Here is a 17,871-nt window from a genome sequence, read left to right as displayed (position 1 = left end):
TTGTTCATAATGTGCTAAAATCTTGTAAAGAAGGTGTTCAGAAAAAAGCGATGAAAAACTACTGGTATGTTGCAGTATCAAGGTTTATAATTGTAAGGTTTTGTAACCCTAAAGAAGCAATCTAAATCCAATTAGTGTTATAGATACTGTAGATTCCATTGTTTTTTAGGAAATATCCAATTGTCCCTAGAGAAGTGCCTATGACCATGAATGATCAAGAACAGCAAAGCTCACAGATAACCAAAGTCATCAGCCTAGGCAAGGAGCAAGGTTATTTGACTTACAGTCAAATCAATGACTTGCTGCCTAATATCGTCGATACAGAACATTTTGATGTAATTATCAGCATGCTTGAAGGCATGAACATCAAAGTCTTTGAATTGCCGCCCGGTGATGATGAATTGGCACTTCTGCTGAATACTGAAGAAGTACCTGATATCGAAGAAGCCGCAATGGTGCTGGCCTCTGTCGACAAAGAAACGGGTCGTACTACCGATCCAGTTCGTATGTACATGCGTGAAATGGGCACCGTCGAGCTGTTGACCCGTGAAGGTGAAATCCGCATTGCGAAACGGATTGAAGAAGGTATTTATCAAGTCCTTAAGTCTTTAGCTCATTACCCAGAAACGGTCCAGTTAGTGCTTGACGATTACGATCGTTTCAATGCTCAAGAAATTCGTTTGAATGAAATTATCAGTGGTTTCTCTGATGTGGAAGATGAAATAGCTCCTGCTTCGAGTATTGGCTCTATGCTTGATGAAGAGCAAGTGAGTGAATTACTGCTGTCTGATGAAGAAGATGAAGAAGGCGAAGGTGGCGGTTTGGGAGAAGTCGATGATGGCCCAAATCCAGAGCAAGCTAAAATTTATTTTGATGAATTACGTGAAACTTATGAAGTTGCTGCCGCTGCTTTAAAAGAATTTGGCAGAGAACATGCTAAAAGCGAAAAAGCATTGGAATCCATGTCTGAGTCATTCTTAAAGCTCAAGCTAACGTCAAGACAGGTAGATCGCTTAACACGTCATTTCCGTCAGTTGCGTAACCACATTCGAGAATTTGAGCGCAGCATTATGCGTCTTTGCATAGAAAAAGCGCGTATTCCACGGAAACTATTTATTGATACATTTCCAGGTCAGGAAACCGATATGGAATGGCTCAATTCCATTATCAGCAAACACGGCAAAAAACTCGATATGGTCCGTATCGAGGAATATACCGAGGAAATTTTGCGCATCCAATCTCGATTGGTCGCGTTCGAAATCGAATACGGCTTAACCATTGGTGAAATTAAAGACATCAATCGTAAAATGTCGATTGGCGAAGCCAAAGCACGACGCGCCAAAAAAGAAATGGTTGAAGCAAACTTACGTTTGGTAATTTCCATTGCTAAAAAATACACCAATCGTGGCTTGCAATTCCTTGATTTAATTCAAGAAGGCAACATCGGTTTGATGAAAGCAGTAGATAAATTTGAATACCGCCGAGGGTACAAATTCTCTACTTATGCAACATGGTGGATTAGACAGGCAATTACTCGTTCGATTGCCGATCAGGCCCGTACCATCCGTATTCCGGTACACATGATCGAAACGATTAACAAGCTGAACCGTATTTCCCGACAAATTCTGCAGGAAACTGGCCGTGAAGCCACACCTGAAGAATTGGCTGAAAAAATGGAATTAAGCGAAGACAAGATTCGTAAAGTGTTAAAAATTGCCAAAGAACCTATTTCCATGGAAACCCCAGTCGGTGACGATGATGATTCGCACTTAGGTGATTTTATTGAAGACAATAACATCGAATCGCCAATCGACATGGCAACCGCCGAAGGTCTGCGTGAAGCCACTTTAGAAATCTTGGAAACTTTAACGCCAAGAGAAGCTAAAGTACTCCGCATGCGTTTTGGTATTGAAATGAATACCGACCATACTTTGGAAGAAGTAGGCAAACAATTTGACGTAACCCGCGAGCGGATTCGTCAGATCGAAGCCAAAGCGCTCCGCAAACTACGCCACCCATCTCGTTCAGAAAAGCTGAGAAGCTTCTTAGAAGGCGATGAAGGTTAGTGATCCAAATTAAGGGGAAGGAAAAAGGAATTTGTGATGCCTCTTTCCCTTCCCTCCCCTCTCCCTAATGGGAGAGGAAAAACACTCTAAAAAAATCACAAAAAAAACTAGAACATTAAGCAAATTAAGTTTAAAATGACCCCCTCTCCGGGCCCATAGCTCAGTTGGTCAGAGCAGCGGACTCATAATCCGTTGGTCCTAGGTTCAAGTCCTAGTGGGCCCACCAATTAAAGTCAGTAAAATCAACAACTTGCAATCGATTATCCCAACCCCTCAAAAACCATTGTGGGGATTTTGTGGGGCACAGTAGACACAAACTCATAAACTAACTACCTTACGTCCGTGAGATGTATCTTTTTCTTTTCTATTATTTGGATTACGAAGTAACGTGAGAACCACCCCACTTTGTTGCTTTTCGCAAACCTTGTTTCCAGCTTCATATAGATTCTGCAATTCAGCTGATGAGTAATGCGTTGTAATACGACCTGAACGATGCCCAAGCAGATCTTGCCTGTCTTCAAAACTCACTCCAACAGATCTTAATCGTCTACCAAAGGTATGTTTCAGATCATGAACACGCACAAACTCCAAACCAGCTTTCTTACGAGCTTCTTTCCAACCTGTATTATTTATTCGGGTAATCGGATTGCCTTTAAAGGTAAACACAAACTGTTTATGTTTTCCTCTTTGGCTATCAACTACCGATTTTGCCGTTTGATTACAGACTACCAAGCGCTCTTCACCATTTTTAACCATTTCAGGGGGAATGATGAACACTAACAGATGCGGCAATTGAGGAAGCTTAATTTCCCAATCCCATTGCAAGTGACATACTTCACTTTCTCTACATCCAGTATTCACTGCAAATAGCGCCATTTGCTCTAAATGCACAGGCAACTCTGCAAAGAGTCTATGTTGCTCATCCCAACTTAGTGGATAAGGTTTGCGTAAATCATCTTCTGGCAGCAATTTAATTTTGGGGGCATTCAGCAACCAAGTCAGCCCAAACTCATCAATCCACTCGGTTGCAGCCAAATTACAAATTCGACGAACTATTTTTAGACCATGGTTAATCGTTCTTGTTTTAACCTGATCCTGACGTCGCCCATCAATAAATGGCTGTAAAGTTCCCATATGAATCGAGTCTAAAGGCATTTTACCAATATACTGAACCAGAACACGTAAACGCCCTGCATCAGAATCAATGCTTCGCTTATGTTGGTTTTCATCCAAAAATTTAATGGCTGCTTCCATAAACGTGCGTTTGGGTCTTACTCCAAAAACACTCGCTTGCCTTATTTCTTCTATACGTTTTGTAAAGTATTTTTCTGCTTCTTCGAGGTTGCCCGTACCAGTGCTTTCTCGAATTCTGCATCCAAAGACCGCTTTATCGATGTGCCAATAGTCACCTCTTTTGAAGAGACCCGGCGATTTTTTTCGTCCCATTGTTCCAAACTCCTATGCTTGGTTACCGCAGGACGACCACTACACTGTATATAATCGTCGACCCATGCGTCTAAATCAAGTCGATCAAATGCAATTCCCTGAATTCCCATCGGAATTTCTACCAAATTTGGTCTAACGTCTTTATTAAATCTGTGTCGATCCATACCTACATAGGTAGGAGCATCTCTTAAGCGAATCAAACGGGGGATTAGATGAATATTGCTCATGACTTCTCAACTCCTGTAATTCTCAAATCATAACTACTCGATACGAGTAGTTATTAGAGCATAATGAGTAAATCACTGCAATTGTTTTTTTAGGCTATACCTATAAGAATTTTATTTGTACAATGGCTATCAAAGTTTAATAAAAGGTACATCAAATGAGTTTAATGGAAGAACTTGAAGCCGCTGTAGGAAATGAGTATTTGATAAGCCACAAAAATTTATTGTTAAACACTAATCAAAATACACAGAGGCAGGCTTATTCTAATAAAATAGTCTCAATACAAAAACAGTATCAGCCTGATAGCAATAAGATAGTTAATATAAAGCGAGTTAATGCATAAACTAATAGTAGTAGGGTCAGGAATAAAATCGATTTCTCATCTGACCGAAGAAACTAAACGGGTTATTCAAAGTGCTGATAAGGTACTCTATCTCATTAATGAAGATAACCTTAAACACTGGATTCAACGAGAAGCGAAAAATTCTGAATCGTTGGATTCTATCTATTTTAGTAGCGAAAAACGGGTTGAAGCGTATCAGGCACTAACAACTCATATCATTGAAGAATATAAAAAGGTTTCAATTTTATGCGTTGTTTTTTACGGCCATCCTACCGTATTTGCAGATTCTGCACTTAATGCCGTGAGACAAATTAAACAGGATAATGGCGAAGCAATTATTTTACCTGCAATATCTTCCCAAGACTGCTTGTTTAGTGATCTAGAAATTGATCCAGGCGATCAAGGATGTTTTTCAATTGAAGCCACAGAGCTGGTATTATTTGAACGGTGCATTGATATTCATGCGCATTTAATACTTTGGCAGGTAGCAAATTTTGGTAGAACTGATGGAAAAAAAACTAACAACCTATCAATTTTAAAAGATTATCTAAGTGGATACTATCCAGCAGATTACTCCATTTGTCTTTATGAGGCACCCTCTCTTCCTACTTGCCCTTCCCGAATAGAATGGATACAACTTAGTAATCTCGAACTATCAGCTATTTCTTCAATAACAACAGTATATATTCCACCGATCGAAAAAAAGGCCATTAGCAACAAATACCTGAAATTACTCAATCTGAAAATTGATGATTTAATACTGAGTTGATAAATACTCTGATCGTTTTAATCTATACAACACATGCCCCATTAAAGGGCTACCTGACGGTACTTTAGGGTTATCAAAATTATCTTCTGAATTGGTATGTAATCCGATCTTTTGCATTACTCGAATAGACGGCTTATTTAATTCGGATGTAAACGAGACAACTTCATCCAAATCTAGTTTCCTAAAAGCATAATCAAGGACTGCTTTGGCGGCCTCTGTTGCATAACCTTGGTTCCAGTGTTTTGAAGATAAACGCCAACCAATTTCAATAGCAGGAGTAAAATGAGCTTTAAATGTTGCTGTAAACAAACCTACAAAACCTATCATCTCACCAGTATTTTTAATTTCAGCAGCATATAGGGAGAAATTTTTTTCTTCTTGATGTGTAATTATTCTATCTATGAATGCAATGATTTCTTCTCGAGTAGGTATGGCAGGAAAAAACTGCATGACTTTTTCGTCCTGGCTAATGGCAATTAATGATTCCACATCATTTTCTTGAAAAGTCCGCAGAAATAATCGTTCTGTTTCTAATATTCTCATCTATATAGCCTTATTGTTTGCTTAATCTAACGCAACCTCTAAATAACTTCGCATCACTGGCAAATTGCGTTCTATCGCTACAATAGGAAAAAGCAAATCTGTTATCAGTACCTCCTAATTCTTCAGAGCTATTAATACTCTTATTACTAGAAGATTTATAATGGTAAAAAGAAAATTCCGTTTGTTTGCTTACATGATAAAGCAGACTTCCAAAAGCAGAACTGTTATCTGCAGTAAACTCCGATTGATAAGCCAATAACACATTTTTTAGCATTTCAAGTTCACTGTAAGCACTATTACTTTGATTGGTTTTAAATGTATTAATCTTAGCAAAAGGACACTGTAAGGGATAGTAAACACTATCAGGCTGGCCATTCAAAGCGGACGGGACCATTACTGTCGCTGTGTATTCTAAGTCGTAACATTCATTATAAATTTTCTGAATTGTTTTAACTGGAAAGTATTGTTCATCAATTGCCGGCTTCACACCAATACCTGATCCCATACAGATATTAAAAATATATTTTGCTGTATCCATGATGAATGGCGTAGGTCTGAAACGATTAATACTTTTGGCACTGAGAAATAAATCGTTACAAGAAGCATCATAGGTATTTTGCGTTAGTTTTTTTCTTAATGACTCTGAGAAATATAGTTTCAGCTTAAGCCATTTATCATTATGTTTGACTTCATTAATAAACTGCTCGGAAAAATAAAGAATCTCGCTATACCAGTTATCGATAGTATTTTTATCCTTCAATATCTCTTTAAATACTAGATAATGTTCATAAGGCGATTTAGGTGCCGGAGCAGTGACATTAAAATATTTTTGAATTCGTGCATGCTTCCTTTTACAACCGATATTCGGCAATAAAAAGGATGAAAGTGCACCAGAAGAAACAGACAGCACATTATTATCTACAGTCTGATCCTCATCAAAAATAACCTGCATATTAAAAATTGCACCAGGTCCCTGAACACAGTCCGGAAAGATGCGTTCATTTTCACCAAAATAATGCCACTCGCAAAACTTATCCAATATTAAGCCTAGGGGTAGACTATTTTTACCATACCCAAGATGATTGAATAACTCATTATCGGTATGCTTGCTGTCAATCTTTTCCATTTGACCACTGCTTGTCGGTAGGTAAGCATGATTTTTAATGCCGAAATGCTCACCAAATTTATATCGAGCTATAAAGAAAGGGATTGTATTGCCAGGTTTAATTTCTTCAATGACATGATATATGGATTCGTTAACTTGCTTTACTTGATGCTTGATTTCATCCCATGAAACTCTACTAATTTTGTTCATTCCTAAACACCCATACATCAATTATCATCCCTTGAAAATCAGGATAATTGTAGAAAGGGATTAAGTTTATCCATTTTTAATGTTAGAGTCACCTTCCAAAATAGTTTTAGGGAAAAAATATGTTGTCACCAGAAAAAATGCCCAAAGGAATCATGCCCCTGTATTTAATACAGGCATTTTCAACCTTCTCTTATGCAATTCTATATTCCTCATTATCCCTGTTTCTCACTAAACAATTAGGGTTGTCGAATGCTCTTTCAAATAGCATTGTTGGGTTATTTCTCGCATTTAACTATGTTCTGCATTTACTCGGCGGAGTGGTTGGTGGACGATATCTAAGTAACCGAGCCTTATTTTTGATTACCACAGCCATACAAACGATTGGTATTTTACTTTTGGCACTTTCAGTTAAGTCCTTGCTTTATCTTGGACTGAGTTTATTTCTGGTAGGATGTGGCTTAAACACTACCGCATACAACAGCATACTGACACAACGCTTTGCGCCGGATGATAACCGCAGAGATAAAGCCTTTTTCTTGAGCTACTCCTACATGAATGTAGGCTTTTGCGCTGGCTATATCATAAGCGGCTTTTTTGATTACTCCAATCAATATCAAACACTACTCTATGCCAGCATAATTCCAAACGTAATCACACTTTTACTTATGTGGAGTTACTGGTCGAATTTGAATGATCGCGATACCCCCTTAATTAAAGTTACAAATAAAGCTTCCCTGAATTTAAAAAAATCTTTTGGCTGGGGAATTATATTAGCTCTTATCCCATTTACCTTGCTTTGTTTTCATAAAGCCCAGTTCAGCAATGGAGTTGTAGTAGGACTCAGCGTTATGATGTTTTTTGTAATTTTATACCTTGGTTACCAACAAAAATCGACTTTGGATAAGCAAAAGATTATGACTTTTCTAGTCCTGACAGTAACATCAATCCTGTTCTGGATGATCTACTTCACAGGCCCAATGGGTGTAACCCTATTCATTAAAAATAATGTTGATAAACATCTGTACCATTATGAAATAGCGACTCAATGGCTTGTGAATATCAATGCACTTGTGATCATTATTGGCGCTCCATTGTTATCCACTGTACTCACACAACTGCAAGCAAAAGGATACAATGTATCAATAACCAAACAATTTACATGGGCATTTCTGATATTAGCAGGTTCATTCTTCTGTCTTGCCAGCGGTATCCTCTTTGCCAATAAACATGGATATGTGAGTGTTTATTGGGTAATGCTCCATTTTACCACCCAAGCAATTGCAGAGTTATTAATAGGGCCTGTCGGCTATGCCATGATTGGTAAAATTTCTCCACCCCAATTACAAGGAGTGCTGATGGGCACCTGGATGATGGTATCAGGGGTATCAGCATCGTTATCTCATTACTTTTCCAATGCTATGACTCAAGGTGAGTCAACGAATCCATTGCTATCCAATGGCGATTACCTGCATGTATTTAACCAGCTGGGCATGTGGGCATTATTAGGTGCTATTTTTCTTTACTTGATCGCGAAAAGAATCAGACCCGTTATTGAGCAAACAAAAGATTCAGATCCATCCGAGGTTCTAACAACCGCTTAAGGAGAGGCAAAAAGGTAATAAATTAATCAAAGTTGCATTTTACCTGTGATCTTCTCCATGTAAAAAAACTAATTTTATCGATATTACGGCTATGGTTTACTGTTTTTCAATTGGACTATGCCGTATTAAGATGAAAGTGAGGATGTTACATGGAATGTTTTATCGAGGTTTCAGAACCTATTATTGATGTTAAGTTTCAATTAAAAAAAGATACTCAAAAGTATTTGATTGATTATATCCTGTCTTACAGTCAATTGAACTGTAAAGAGCTAGCCCAAATACTTGAAGCCAGTCCAATGATGCTCAGCCAGGTGTTGGCTGGAAAAGAGTTCTTAGGACCTTCAAAAGCACGCAACCTATTCCATTATTTCAGCATGCTGATTGGACATTAACTCGCTTTTAATTCTACCACCCAGAATCTCTGCAAGGGCAAGGGGTATCTCTTGTTCCTAAGCGATCTATCATAATTTTAACCTTCTTATTTAAATTTATTTTTCATCAAACTACATATTAAATAAATCAGCTAAATTTCTAGGGCGATTTTAATTTGTAAGCAAAAACAAACTTATTGGTTTAAATTTTTACCTCTAATTTGTTGTATATCTAATCGGAATATGGGTGGCGCAAATGCCTTTAGTAGAGTTTACCTCTTAGGAGGTGACCGCCAGTAAGACTGAACATGAATGGGATCGCTGTATAGCTTTCTCCAATGTTGCCTTACAAAAACGGTTTTTTTGCTATATAGCATAAAAACTCCTTTTTGTTATTTCGCTAGGAACAAGCCTAGGTACTTGAGCTTAATTGCCCAGTAGTCAAGCAATCACTCAATGTTGAAATAACAAAAGGCAGAGCGCCACTGTTTAATTATAGGACATCAATGAATCCTAATTTTCTAAACTAGACTAAAATTAGATAAAAAGGATGAATAATGACAAAAAACAATACTTCAGGGAAAGAACAGGAATTTCATATTAAGCCATTTTTAAAATGGGCTGGCGGTAAGTTCCAGGTAATAAATAAGATTCGAAGCAGCCTACCAAAAGGCTCTCGTTTGATTGAACCGTTTGTAGGTTCTGGAGCAGTATTTTTAAATATGGACTATGGCAAGTTTCTTCTTGCTGATATCAATGCTGATCTCATTAATTTGTTTGAACATCTGAAGTATGAACAGCATGATTTTATTTATTTTTGTAAGCAATTTTTTAGTAATGAATTTAATAAAAAATCTACTTTCCTATCGTTGCGTTCAGAGTTTAATTCGACTAAAGACACCCACTTAAAGGCTGCATTATTTCTTTACCTTAATCGACATGCTTTTAATGGCCTAATCCGTTACAACAGTTCTGGCAAGTTCAATACGGCTTTTGGCGATTATAAAAAGCCTTATTTTCCAGAAAATGAAATGCTAGCTTTCATTCAAAAAGCAGAAAAGGCGGAGTTTAAATGTGCTGACTATAGTTTAATTATGAATGAAGCTACTAAAGGAGATGTAGTTTATTGCGATCCCCCATATGTACCGTTATCTGCATCGGCCAATTTTACAAAATATCATTCCACTGCCTTTGGTCAAGAAGACCAGAGAAGATTAGTTGATCTAGCTAAAGAATTAGCGTCCAAAGGCGTTCCTGTCATTTTATCTAATCATGATACGGCTTTTACACAGAATTTATATCAAGGATCAAGCATCATCAGTTTTGACGTGCAGCGTAATATAAGTTGCAACGGAAGCACAAGGGGACGGGCACGAGAATTGCTTGCCTTATTTGATTAGGGGCAATGTTATGAAACAAGGTGGTTCATATGCAAATAGTAGTGGAGGGGTTCTCGAAGGACTAGTCGAGTTTGCTCTTACAAAAAAAGGGTTTACAGTTGTCCGTTATAAAGATTGGAAATTAAATCCATCTAGCTATGGTGAAGAACTATTATTAAAAAACGTTCCATATGAAGGACTTTATAAACACGCTAGTGCTACAGAATTTGTTTTAATGTCAAAAGCATACAATCTAAACACTAGGATTGAATGTAAATGGCAGCAAGTTTCTGGGAGTGTTGATGAAAAGCTTCCTTATTTATTTTTAAATTGTTCTGAAAAAATGATGGAACCCCACATTATTATTTTGCTAGATGGAGGCGGGGCAAAGCCTGGAGCAATAGAATGGCTTCGTGATGCTTGTGAAAAATTTAATATAAAAGAAGCTTCAACTTCAAAACGAAAGATTGATTTAATGACTCATGTTACGCACAACCAGTTTTAGCTTGCCATATTTTTTAATTCCTTCAATGCGATTTGGTTAGCCCTGATGATCAATTTATATTTAATCGCAAAGTGATTCAGTTTTGTTTTTATTTTAAGCATTTCCAGTTTGCAGTATGCGATAATTGAGGCAAAGATATGGTTGGATTGAGTTTTTACAGTACGAGCAGGGGATCTTGTAAGACTCGCATTTTGTTTTATTGATTTATGATACTCTTCGATATTCCATCGATAAAACATCTATAAACTTCAACTTGACAAAATCAAGTCAATTTCCGAGAATCGGGCGTGCAGCGTTGTTAGCCATCGTGGAATGGCTCGCTAAATATCGTGACAGGAGTAACTCGCTTGAGCCCTATGGATTTGGATCAAATACCGAAACAGAAAAGCAACCGACTAATCAGTTTATTGGGTCAGATAGCATTGAAGAAATTCAAAATGGATATAGTAGAAAAGGAGATAATCAATGACAGTCCTATCCCACAATATACATCAACGGTCCCAGTTGAATGCCAAGATACAAGGTTACCATCAAGATCGTTTAGCAATAGTCTACATAAGACAATCGACATTACAGCAGGTAGAGCGACATGGTGAGTCGACTAAGTTACAATATGGTTTAGTCGAAAAAGCGCACGCTTTGGGTTGGTCAAGAGATCAAATTATTGTTATTGATGATGATTTGGGGCGATCTGGTTCAAATGCTGAAGGTCGTCCAGGATTCCAACGATTAGTTGCAGAAGTTGGGTTAGATCGCGTTGGGCTTGTGTTAGGCATAGAAATGTCTCGTTTAGCACGCTCATGTCGTGATTGGTATCAATTATTGGAAGTATGTGCTTTGTTTCGAACACTGATCGGTGATTCCGATGGGGTCTATGATCCAACCTCTTATAATGATCGTTTATTACTGGGGCTAAAAGGAACCATGTCTGAAGCTGAATTACACGTGCTCAAACAACGAATGGTTGAAGGAAAAAAAGCAAAGGCTCGTCGAGGAGAGTTAGGTATGCAACTTCCAAGAGGATATATAAAACGTCCTTCTGGAGAAATTATTAAAGATCCTGACGAACAAGTTCAATCAACCATTAGCCTTGTTTTTGAATTGTTTGATAAATTTTCTACGATCAATGCTGTACTTGCTTATTTTGTTAAAAATAAACTACTTATGCCAGATCGTGTGCGTATAGGGTTAGAAAAAGGTGAACTTGTATGGCGTCGTCCTAATCGCCCCACATTAGGTAATTTATTACATAATCCAATTTATGCTGGTGCGTATGTATACGGTCGTAGGCCGACTGATCCTAGAAAGAAAAAACCTGGGCGCCCAGCAACAGGACGCACAGTTGCCAAGCCTTCTGAATGGGAGGTCTTGATAAAAGATAAGCTTCCCGCATATATTACTTGGGAGCAATATGAACGTAACGAGAGACAACTGGAAGCAAATTCAATGCAAGGTATTGGCGTTCCGCGTCAGGGGCCATCTTTATTATCAGGATTACTCATCTGTGGACGATGCGGTTTACGCATGTCTACTTATTACACCAATAATAGTAATAAATTGCGTTATAGTTGCACCAGAATGTCCGTTGATTATCATGATCCTGTTTGTCAATCATTAGTAGGTAATCCATTAGATCAGCTAATAGAAGAGCAGATTTTAGACGCATTAAAGCCATCTGCTTTAGAAATCAGCTTGCAAGTTGCCGAAGATATTGAGCGAGAACGAAAAAATCTTTTAGGCCATTGGGATAAGCAATTAGAACGCGCACGTTATGAGGTTGAGCGTTCCTATCGACAATACAATGCAACTGAGCCTGAAAATCGTCTTGTTGTAAGAACACTAGAAAAAAAATGGGAAGAAGCTTTATCTGCTGAAGAAAAATTAAAACGTGATTATGCGCAATTTTTAGACAAACAACCAGCAGCATTAACTGCTTCTGAACGTGATGCCATTCGTCAATTAGCATCGGATATTCCTGCGCTGTGGTCCGCAGCCACAACCACTTCAGATGAGCGCCAAGAAATAATACGCTTATTAATTGAGCGTATTATTGTAGCTGTAGAAGGTAAGACAGAAAAAGTTTTTGTAGAAATCCATTGGGCAGGTGGTCATAAAACACAAGCAAATTTAATTCGTCCCGTTGCAAAGCTTGAGCAACTCAGTTATTACAATGAACTCATTACACGTGCTGAACTACTTCGTAATGAAGGTAAATCATTTAGTGAAATTGCTGAGAGTTTAAATCAAGAGGGCTGGAAACCTCCTAAACGAAGCCCTTTATTTAAAGCTGATATGGTTCATTCTTTGTTATCTCGTAGCAAGGTCAGTAGTAATAAAACAACACGTTCACAGCAAGTAAATCGACAACTAAACGAGTGGACTTTTAGAGAGCTGTCACAAAAAACGAATACCCCAGAGCCCACTTTATATAGGTGGATGCAAAAAGGAATACTAAAAGCACGACGTGATACAAATACATCGCACGGCGGCGTTTGGTTGATTACAGCGGATGAAATTGAAATTGCTAGGCTGCGATCTTTAAAGGATCAACCCAGGCAGTGGATTTATCATTCTCGAGTAACGAAGGTTCATTAATTTTCATTTGACTTTTACGGAGGTAGTATGACTGGTAGATCTCAATTCGCCACCGTTTCTGGTAGACTTCATAAAGACGTTCGGCACTGCTAGTCATGTCATTAGAAACGAGATACAGGATGCCTGTTGAGCCGTTTTCGTTTTTGAAAACCTTTTTCAGGAGCCTCACTGGGAAGTCTAGGCCCTTAAGCCAGACTGTGTGTGCTATATCCTCTTCATGCTCTAATGCTCTTACTTGTTGGTACCGCCCGTTGTTGGCATCGTTTTCAGATAAAGCTAATGTACGATTAGATTTAATACCGATGATAAACGATTTGTGAAGGTCATTATGGATATGAGCCATATTGGCCTTCGAGCCATACCAGTTATCAGCCAGGATATAATCAAACAGCACGTTATTTTTAACTGCTTGGTCAATGAGACTTCGAAACAATTCATTCTTGGTGGTGGATGATTTTCTTCGTTCTTGCTTTGTTTTGATATCACTGTAGGAAATATCCTTTTTGATAACCTCATAACCCACAGGGACACTAAAATCATCGTATCGAACCATACAGGTTAGGATGTTGATACCCTTCAAAACAACACCTTTTGCATGAGAATAATGCCAACAGTTGATGTCATTCTCATCCATGTAAGGCTTTTCTTCAATTGAGTCATCAAGCAGCAGAACACCACCAGTTGCTTCTTTTTCTCGAACAGGTTTTTTTACATAGCCCCAGAGCGACTTGGAGTCATAATCTTCTTGTCGAAGAAAACGTGTCACCTTGTCGTGAGCAAATTCACCATCCAATAGCTCTGATAAACCAGTCGCTGTTGCATATTTGTTCTGGCATATCAAATAATCCGTATACAAATCAAGCATATCCATTCGTCTTTCTCCCTAAAATTCAGGGCGAAATTTTATTCATATTTTAATGGACTGCAAGAAGGTGTGCGTAACATGAGTTAATGAGTATGACGGAGTTTGTGCAATGGGTTAATTCAGTTTTTAAATAATTAAATCGTAGCTCATGATGGAGTTATTATGTTGAAAGAGTTAAATGAAATTGACAATAATCGTACTGAACATTCGATTATTAAACCCTTTGTTATTGGCCGCAAAACTGGCTATTCCATGGCAATGAAGTCGGTGCTCACACAGGAAGCATTCTCCTTCTCACTGATTGAAACCTGTAAACAGCACTAGGTAGATGCCTTGCATGGCTTTAAATGTGCAATAAAATATCCATACCGCTCAAATTCTTGAACAATTAGAAGAACTCCTTCCGTTTAACGTAAATCCCTCCAAATTAATGACATGCGTAATATACCTAAACTTGATTTTTCCTAACAAGGAGGCGTTAGTTAGCCAGTTACAGATGTTTCAGTATCTTGGATGGAAAATCACTTCTCCCTAATTTATATTGCAGATTACCATCTGACCCAGATAGAGAATACATTTGATTTTTTCCACGTGATACCGCAATCCACTCTACCTCCTCATGTACTGAGTCAAGAATAGTCTTCAGTTCAATCCAATCCAATACAGCAATTCCATCTTTACCACACATCAAGATTAAATAAACATTTCCGAGAGATTGTTTCATCTCTAAAAGAGTGTCTTGGTGAGATTTTAATAAAGTAAAGCGCCAAGGAGAAAATCTTTTTGTACAATATTTAATATAGATGCCTATTTTATCATTGATAATATAGGCTGAATTGTTAGAGTGAGAGTATGTTTTGAATTGTAAACTACTGGACGACTCTTGAATTAGTTGCGTAAAAACAATTCCGTGATATTGATAATATTCCTTAATCATAATTATTACCTACATTTCTACGTATCTTTATCCGTTCACGCTGATATTTATAATAAAGTTTAGCGTCGCCATTTTCAGTATAGAAAATCTTAATATGATGATATGCATGTGGAAACTTGTTTAACTCTAAGTCACCAGTACCCAGCATACCTCCACCAGTTCGCGTTATCGTAATAGGATCAACCGTTCGTCTGTTTGAAACAGAACCAGGGTTATGGATAGCAATTTTATCATTATGACCGTTTGATGTTCGATGTATAAAGTCTATTAAACACATAGGAAGTGACTTTTCACCTATAATGGTGTGCAGTTTTGTTAATTTTTCAAAATAAAAATGACTTTCTTTATTGATGATGCTTTCTATTTCATTAGTGTATTTGAAAATCGCAAATGCCATTTCACCGTGATACAACAAGACCGTATTTTTGTCTATGCTAGGTTTAGCTACGGATGTAACTCTTTTATCTTCAAACCAGCTAGGAACACCTCGACCTGTCTTAATTAACTCTAAGGATAACCTGTGATAAACAAAGCATTTTTGCCATTCTTTGTATAGCTGTTCGGGAATATGTAATTCAAATTGTCCTAAATATCCTTTTCTATATCCAAACATTCTTGCACGTTGAATGTAAGTGTCTTGCTGAATGTAATGTTTAGTTGTTCTTGTAAAGTACATGGAAATTAAATTTTCGAAAGTAACTCCTCTTGATACAATATTCCCGCCAATTGCAATTGTAAATAATGATGATGGTCTTGTAGCTCCTTTTACTTTCTCTTTGTCATGTTCGCTATTTATTACAATTATTTGGTAACGTTTGATATTGTTTCGAATATATTTAGTTATTTCCTGGGTTAACTCTTCGTCACAATTAAACTTATTATTAGTTATTTCCCATATTTTTTCATAGTATTTCGTAAATTTAGAATCACTCTGATGAGTTAAGATATTGAATATCTTTTCAAGATTTTTTTGATCTTCTATATGGTCTATTTTTTTTCCGCTTGTATGAACAAGCATACAATAATTTTCCTCATTACTATTCTTTCGTAGGTTTAAGTATGCAATATTTATAAGAAAACTAAATAGACAAGTACTTAAAGATTTTTTGCTATCCTCGCTGTCTGGTATTAATTTAATAAGATTGCCAATCGGCTCTGCCGGAGAAAAGAAGATATCATGTCCACAATAATTTTCGTGGGGATGAAAGTAGACCCATTTTTGATTTTCATTGCGAAATGTATTATTTAAATCTAGCCTTGCTGGAGTTGCTGTAACACCAATGTAAATACCATTATCACTTATAAGTTTTTCAACTAATTCGTTTATTTTTGTTTGTTCTTGCTTGTTAATTTTAGCATTTGGGCTGGCATAATCTGCCTCATCATCGATGATGACTTTATTTTTTTCGGAACCAACAATTGTAAGAAGCTTCTGTAAATCTTTGGAGTTTTTTTTGGAGAAGATAATCCATTCGCTATTTCTAATATCTGTAACTTGATTAATAACTTCATCGAAGGTTCTTGGCGTCGGATTGATACCTGATCTTTTAAACCTATCCAAATTTTGATTTAGTAGTTGTACATTGTCATTTAGTAGTATAATGATTATCTTATTTTCTTCATCAAGTAATTTTGCCGTTAAAGCGATCATCATCTCAGTTTTTCCGCTTTGTGGCTCTCCATAAATCACAAATGACTTGCAACCAGTGGTAATGTTATCAATTGCATTAACAACTGTTTCTTGGATATTTTCCGTATAACCAGAGTCATTGGAAATTCTTTCCAGTTGCTTATCATACCTATTTAGATTTGATTCAGTTAGAATAGTTGGATCAAATGGCATGATGACTCTTCCTTGCATGCTTTGATTATGTTGTTAATTATAGCAAAACTATTTTGATAGCAATTGTCATTCACCTTCAAAGGGACCACCAAATAATCGCTGTAATGGAACCATTAATTTAGCAAACTAAATGGATCACCGCTTCAATTGAACTTTCATAAAGCAAACTAAGTTTTTTTGTTGTGTTCAACATTAACGGAGAAAAACATGTCATTGGTTAATTCTGATGATCTCAGATGCGAGAAAATGAAACAAATCCTACAAAAACATCAAATAATACTCTTAACATGTCATGGCAATGACTATCTGGATTGCGGTGTGAGATTCCTAAGTATTTAGTTTTTCAATCCTCGAACCAAGCTAACACCACACCCAATAATCTGGGCTTGCATTTCGCTGGAACCCACTCGAATGTCAGCCCAATCCTCGTTAAGTGCAATTAATTCAAATTGGTGAGCCTCTTTAGAGGCCGATAATTGCTTATACTTGCGAACAATGACTTCCTGATCTCCTTCAATCAATGCCACTATAAAATCGCCAGGTTTAGGGCTTGTATCAGGATCTACGATAAGTACATCACTAATCCGAAACTCTGGCATCATGCTTTCATCCTTAATCTGGAGAGCGAAAGCATTTTTTCCAATGCTATCACTGACAGCTGTACTGACAGGAATAAACTCAACTTTAGTATCAACATCCTCTTTGATTTTCTGGATGAAAGTAGCTGAATCAATTGCTTGTTTGTAATCCAAAACAGGAATCAATGCCCCCATGCCAAGGGATTTTGTCATCTTCCCTTCACGGTTATCGGTTAAACACATTAAATAAGAGGCTGAAACTTCCAGCGCGTCAGCCAGCAATTTAATTTCTGTTGGGCCCGGGGTACGGTCCCCTCTTTCATAATTATTAATACGTGAAATTTTCAACTCACTGGTCAACTCAGCCAATGCTTTTCTCGTCAATCCTTTGGCCTTTCGTTCATTCATGATTCTTTGGCCGATTTTCTCTTTGATGTTCATACCTATTCCACGGTTTTTGGTTAATAAATTAATCCATTTACATATTGAC

At 37.3% G+C, this 17,871-nt stretch carries 17 protein-coding genes and 1 tRNA gene; 10 read left to right on the top strand and 8 right to left on the bottom strand.

Going from position 1 to position 17,871, the window contains the following annotated elements; translation table 11 throughout:
• The first annotated feature begins 200 nt into the window (after nt 1-200).
• Together rpoD and HBNCFIEN_RS03075 are read left to right on the top strand one after the other, a co-directional pair.
• Nucleotides 201-2,066 (top strand): RNA polymerase sigma factor RpoD, encoded by a 1,866-nt coding sequence (gene rpoD, locus HBNCFIEN_RS03080; RefSeq protein ID WP_182392626.1) that lies wholly within the window; start codon nt 201-203, stop codon nt 2,064-2,066.
• A gap of 149 nt (nt 2,067-2,215) precedes the next feature.
• A tRNA-Ile gene (locus tag HBNCFIEN_RS03075) sits at nt 2,216-2,292 on the top strand.
• 92 nt (nt 2,293-2,384) lie between these two features.
• Here the strand turns inward: HBNCFIEN_RS03075 and HBNCFIEN_RS03070 are convergent.
• Together HBNCFIEN_RS03070 and HBNCFIEN_RS17655 are read right to left on the bottom strand one after the other, a co-directional pair.
• Complete coding sequence (locus HBNCFIEN_RS03070; RefSeq protein ID WP_051720935.1) at nt 2,385-3,320, bottom strand: site-specific integrase; 936 nt, start codon at nt 3,318-3,320, stop codon at nt 2,385-2,387.
• Between the two features lie 50 nt (nt 3,321-3,370).
• Nucleotides 3,371-3,739, bottom strand: a complete 369-nt coding sequence (locus tag HBNCFIEN_RS17655) for a hypothetical protein (RefSeq protein WP_019234437.1) — start codon at nt 3,737-3,739, stop codon at nt 3,371-3,373.
• A gap of 155 nt (nt 3,740-3,894) precedes the next feature.
• On the opposite strand from HBNCFIEN_RS17655, the gene HBNCFIEN_RS03065 reads away from it, so the two are divergent.
• Nucleotides 3,895-4,080 carry a hypothetical protein gene (locus HBNCFIEN_RS03065; RefSeq protein WP_042755093.1) on the top strand — a complete coding sequence of 62 codons (186 nt, stop codon included), beginning with the start codon at nt 3,895-3,897 and terminating at the stop codon, nt 4,078-4,080.
• Complete coding sequence (locus HBNCFIEN_RS03060) at nt 4,073-4,849, top strand: SAM-dependent methyltransferase (RefSeq protein WP_042755092.1); 777 nt, start codon at nt 4,073-4,075, stop codon at nt 4,847-4,849. Before HBNCFIEN_RS03065 ends, HBNCFIEN_RS03060 begins: the two co-directional genes overlap by 8 nt.
• On the opposite strand, the gene HBNCFIEN_RS03055 is transcribed toward HBNCFIEN_RS03060, so the two are convergent.
• Together HBNCFIEN_RS03055 and HBNCFIEN_RS03050 are read right to left on the bottom strand one after the other, a co-directional pair.
• Nucleotides 4,835-5,392 carry a GNAT family N-acetyltransferase gene (locus HBNCFIEN_RS03055; RefSeq protein ID WP_042755091.1) on the bottom strand — a complete coding sequence of 186 codons (558 nt, stop codon included), beginning with the start codon at nt 5,390-5,392 and terminating at the stop codon, nt 4,835-4,837. The genes HBNCFIEN_RS03060 and HBNCFIEN_RS03055 overlap by 15 nt on opposite strands.
• Before the next feature lie 10 nt (nt 5,393-5,402).
• On the bottom strand, nt 5,403-6,707 hold the full coding sequence (locus HBNCFIEN_RS03050) for a hypothetical protein (RefSeq protein ID WP_042755143.1): 1,305 nt from the start codon (nt 6,705-6,707) through the stop codon (nt 5,403-5,405).
• Between the two features lie 119 nt (nt 6,708-6,826).
• Between HBNCFIEN_RS03050 and HBNCFIEN_RS03045 the strand changes: the two genes are divergently transcribed.
• The 5 genes from HBNCFIEN_RS03045 to HBNCFIEN_RS03025 all read left to right on the top strand — a co-directional run bounded on the left by HBNCFIEN_RS03045 (nt 6,827) and on the right by HBNCFIEN_RS03025 (nt 13,158).
• On the top strand, nt 6,827-8,308 hold the full coding sequence (locus tag HBNCFIEN_RS03045; protein WP_042755090.1) for a peptide MFS transporter: 1,482 nt from the start codon (nt 6,827-6,829) through the stop codon (nt 8,306-8,308).
• Nucleotides 8,309-8,457: 149 nt separating this feature from the next.
• Nucleotides 8,458-8,700, top strand: coding sequence for a hypothetical protein (locus tag HBNCFIEN_RS03040; protein ID WP_042755089.1), 243 nt, complete (start codon nt 8,458-8,460; stop codon nt 8,698-8,700).
• 536 nt (nt 8,701-9,236) lie between these two features.
• Nucleotides 9,237-10,079 carry a Dam family site-specific DNA-(adenine-N6)-methyltransferase gene (locus HBNCFIEN_RS03035; protein WP_042755088.1) on the top strand — a complete coding sequence of 281 codons (843 nt, stop codon included), beginning with the start codon at nt 9,237-9,239 and terminating at the stop codon, nt 10,077-10,079.
• Between the two features lie 10 nt (nt 10,080-10,089).
• The gene (locus tag HBNCFIEN_RS03030) at nt 10,090-10,563 is read left to right on the top strand and encodes a PD-(D/E)XK nuclease superfamily protein (protein ID WP_042755087.1); all 474 of its coding nucleotides are present in this window, start codon (nt 10,090-10,092) and stop codon (nt 10,561-10,563) included.
• A 465-nt stretch (nt 10,564-11,028) separates the two neighbouring features.
• A complete protein-coding gene (locus tag HBNCFIEN_RS03025; RefSeq protein WP_051720933.1) occupies nt 11,029-13,158 on the top strand; it encodes a recombinase family protein in 2,130 nt (709 codons plus the stop codon).
• On the opposite strand, the gene HBNCFIEN_RS03020 is transcribed toward HBNCFIEN_RS03025, so the two are convergent.
• Nucleotides 13,088-14,029 carry a transposase gene (locus HBNCFIEN_RS03020; RefSeq protein WP_161503169.1) on the bottom strand — a complete coding sequence of 314 codons (942 nt, stop codon included), beginning with the start codon at nt 14,027-14,029 and terminating at the stop codon, nt 13,088-13,090. The genes HBNCFIEN_RS03025 and HBNCFIEN_RS03020 overlap by 71 nt on opposite strands.
• Before the next feature lie 156 nt (nt 14,030-14,185).
• On the opposite strand from HBNCFIEN_RS03020, the gene HBNCFIEN_RS03015 reads away from it, so the two are divergent.
• Nucleotides 14,186-14,347, top strand: coding sequence for a hypothetical protein (locus tag HBNCFIEN_RS03015; protein WP_161503168.1), 162 nt, complete (start codon nt 14,186-14,188; stop codon nt 14,345-14,347).
• Between the two features lie 166 nt (nt 14,348-14,513).
• Here HBNCFIEN_RS03015 and HBNCFIEN_RS03010 read toward each other — a convergent pair whose 3' ends face one another.
• From HBNCFIEN_RS03010 to HBNCFIEN_RS03000, 3 genes are all read right to left on the bottom strand, one after another.
• A complete protein-coding gene (locus tag HBNCFIEN_RS03010; protein ID WP_042755085.1) occupies nt 14,514-14,960 on the bottom strand; it encodes a hypothetical protein in 447 nt (148 codons plus the stop codon).
• Complete coding sequence (locus HBNCFIEN_RS03005) at nt 14,953-16,803, bottom strand: Z1 domain-containing protein (RefSeq protein ID WP_042755084.1); 1,851 nt, start codon at nt 16,801-16,803, stop codon at nt 14,953-14,955. Before HBNCFIEN_RS03005 ends, HBNCFIEN_RS03010 begins: the two co-directional genes overlap by 8 nt.
• 335 nt (nt 16,804-17,138) lie before the next feature.
• Nucleotides 17,139-17,822: an XRE family transcriptional regulator gene (locus HBNCFIEN_RS03000; protein ID WP_042755083.1), complete on the bottom strand. Its 684-nt coding sequence runs from the start codon at nt 17,820-17,822 to the stop codon at nt 17,139-17,141.
• Nucleotides 17,823-17,871: the final 49 nt, after the last annotated feature.

Origin of the sequence: Legionella sp. PC997 (genome assembly GCF_014109825.1) — a bacterium.
GTDB lineage: Bacteria > Pseudomonadota > Gammaproteobacteria > Legionellales > Legionellaceae > Legionella.
This window is presented reverse-complemented; position numbering and strand designations above follow the sequence as displayed.

Bases quoted from the DNA above. Each gene is read 5' to 3' on its own strand.
- HBNCFIEN_RS03070 (WP_051720935.1), bottom strand. From the start codon at position 3,320: ATGGAAGCAGCCATTAAATTTTTGGATGAAAACCAACATAAGCGAAGC.
- HBNCFIEN_RS03045 (WP_042755090.1), top strand. From the start codon at position 6,827: ATGTTGTCACCAGAAAAAATGCCCAAAGGAATCATGCCCCTGTATTTA.
- HBNCFIEN_RS03065 (WP_042755093.1), top strand. From the start codon at position 3,895: ATGAGTTTAATGGAAGAACTTGAAGCCGCTGTAGGAAATGAGTATTTG.
- HBNCFIEN_RS03055 (WP_042755091.1), bottom strand. From the start codon at position 5,392: ATGAGAATATTAGAAACAGAACGATTATTTCTGCGGACTTTTCAAGAA.
- HBNCFIEN_RS03015 (WP_161503168.1), top strand. From the start codon at position 14,186: ATGTTGAAAGAGTTAAATGAAATTGACAATAATCGTACTGAACATTCG.
- HBNCFIEN_RS03050 (WP_042755143.1), bottom strand. From the start codon at position 6,707: ATGAACAAAATTAGTAGAGTTTCATGGGATGAAATCAAGCATCAAGTA.
- HBNCFIEN_RS03020 (WP_161503169.1), bottom strand. From the start codon at position 14,029: ATGGATATGCTTGATTTGTATACGGATTATTTGATATGCCAGAACAAA.
- HBNCFIEN_RS03000 (WP_042755083.1), bottom strand. From the start codon at position 17,822: ATGAACATCAAAGAGAAAATCGGCCAAAGAATCATGAATGAACGAAAG.
- HBNCFIEN_RS03010 (WP_042755085.1), bottom strand. From the start codon at position 14,960: ATGATTAAGGAATATTATCAATATCACGGAATTGTTTTTACGCAACTA.
- HBNCFIEN_RS17655 (WP_019234437.1), bottom strand. From the start codon at position 3,739: ATGAGCAATATTCATCTAATCCCCCGTTTGATTCGCTTAAGAGATGCT.
- rpoD (WP_182392626.1), top strand. From the start codon at position 201: ATGACCATGAATGATCAAGAACAGCAAAGCTCACAGATAACCAAAGTC.
- HBNCFIEN_RS03025 (WP_051720933.1), top strand. From the start codon at position 11,029: ATGACAGTCCTATCCCACAATATACATCAACGGTCCCAGTTGAATGCC.
- HBNCFIEN_RS03040 (WP_042755089.1), top strand. From the start codon at position 8,458: ATGGAATGTTTTATCGAGGTTTCAGAACCTATTATTGATGTTAAGTTT.
- HBNCFIEN_RS03035 (WP_042755088.1), top strand. From the start codon at position 9,237: ATGACAAAAAACAATACTTCAGGGAAAGAACAGGAATTTCATATTAAG.
- HBNCFIEN_RS03030 (WP_042755087.1), top strand. From the start codon at position 10,090: ATGAAACAAGGTGGTTCATATGCAAATAGTAGTGGAGGGGTTCTCGAA.
- HBNCFIEN_RS03060 (WP_042755092.1), top strand. From the start codon at position 4,073: ATGCATAAACTAATAGTAGTAGGGTCAGGAATAAAATCGATTTCTCAT.
- HBNCFIEN_RS03005 (WP_042755084.1), bottom strand. From the start codon at position 16,803: ATGCCATTTGATCCAACTATTCTAACTGAATCAAATCTAAATAGGTAT.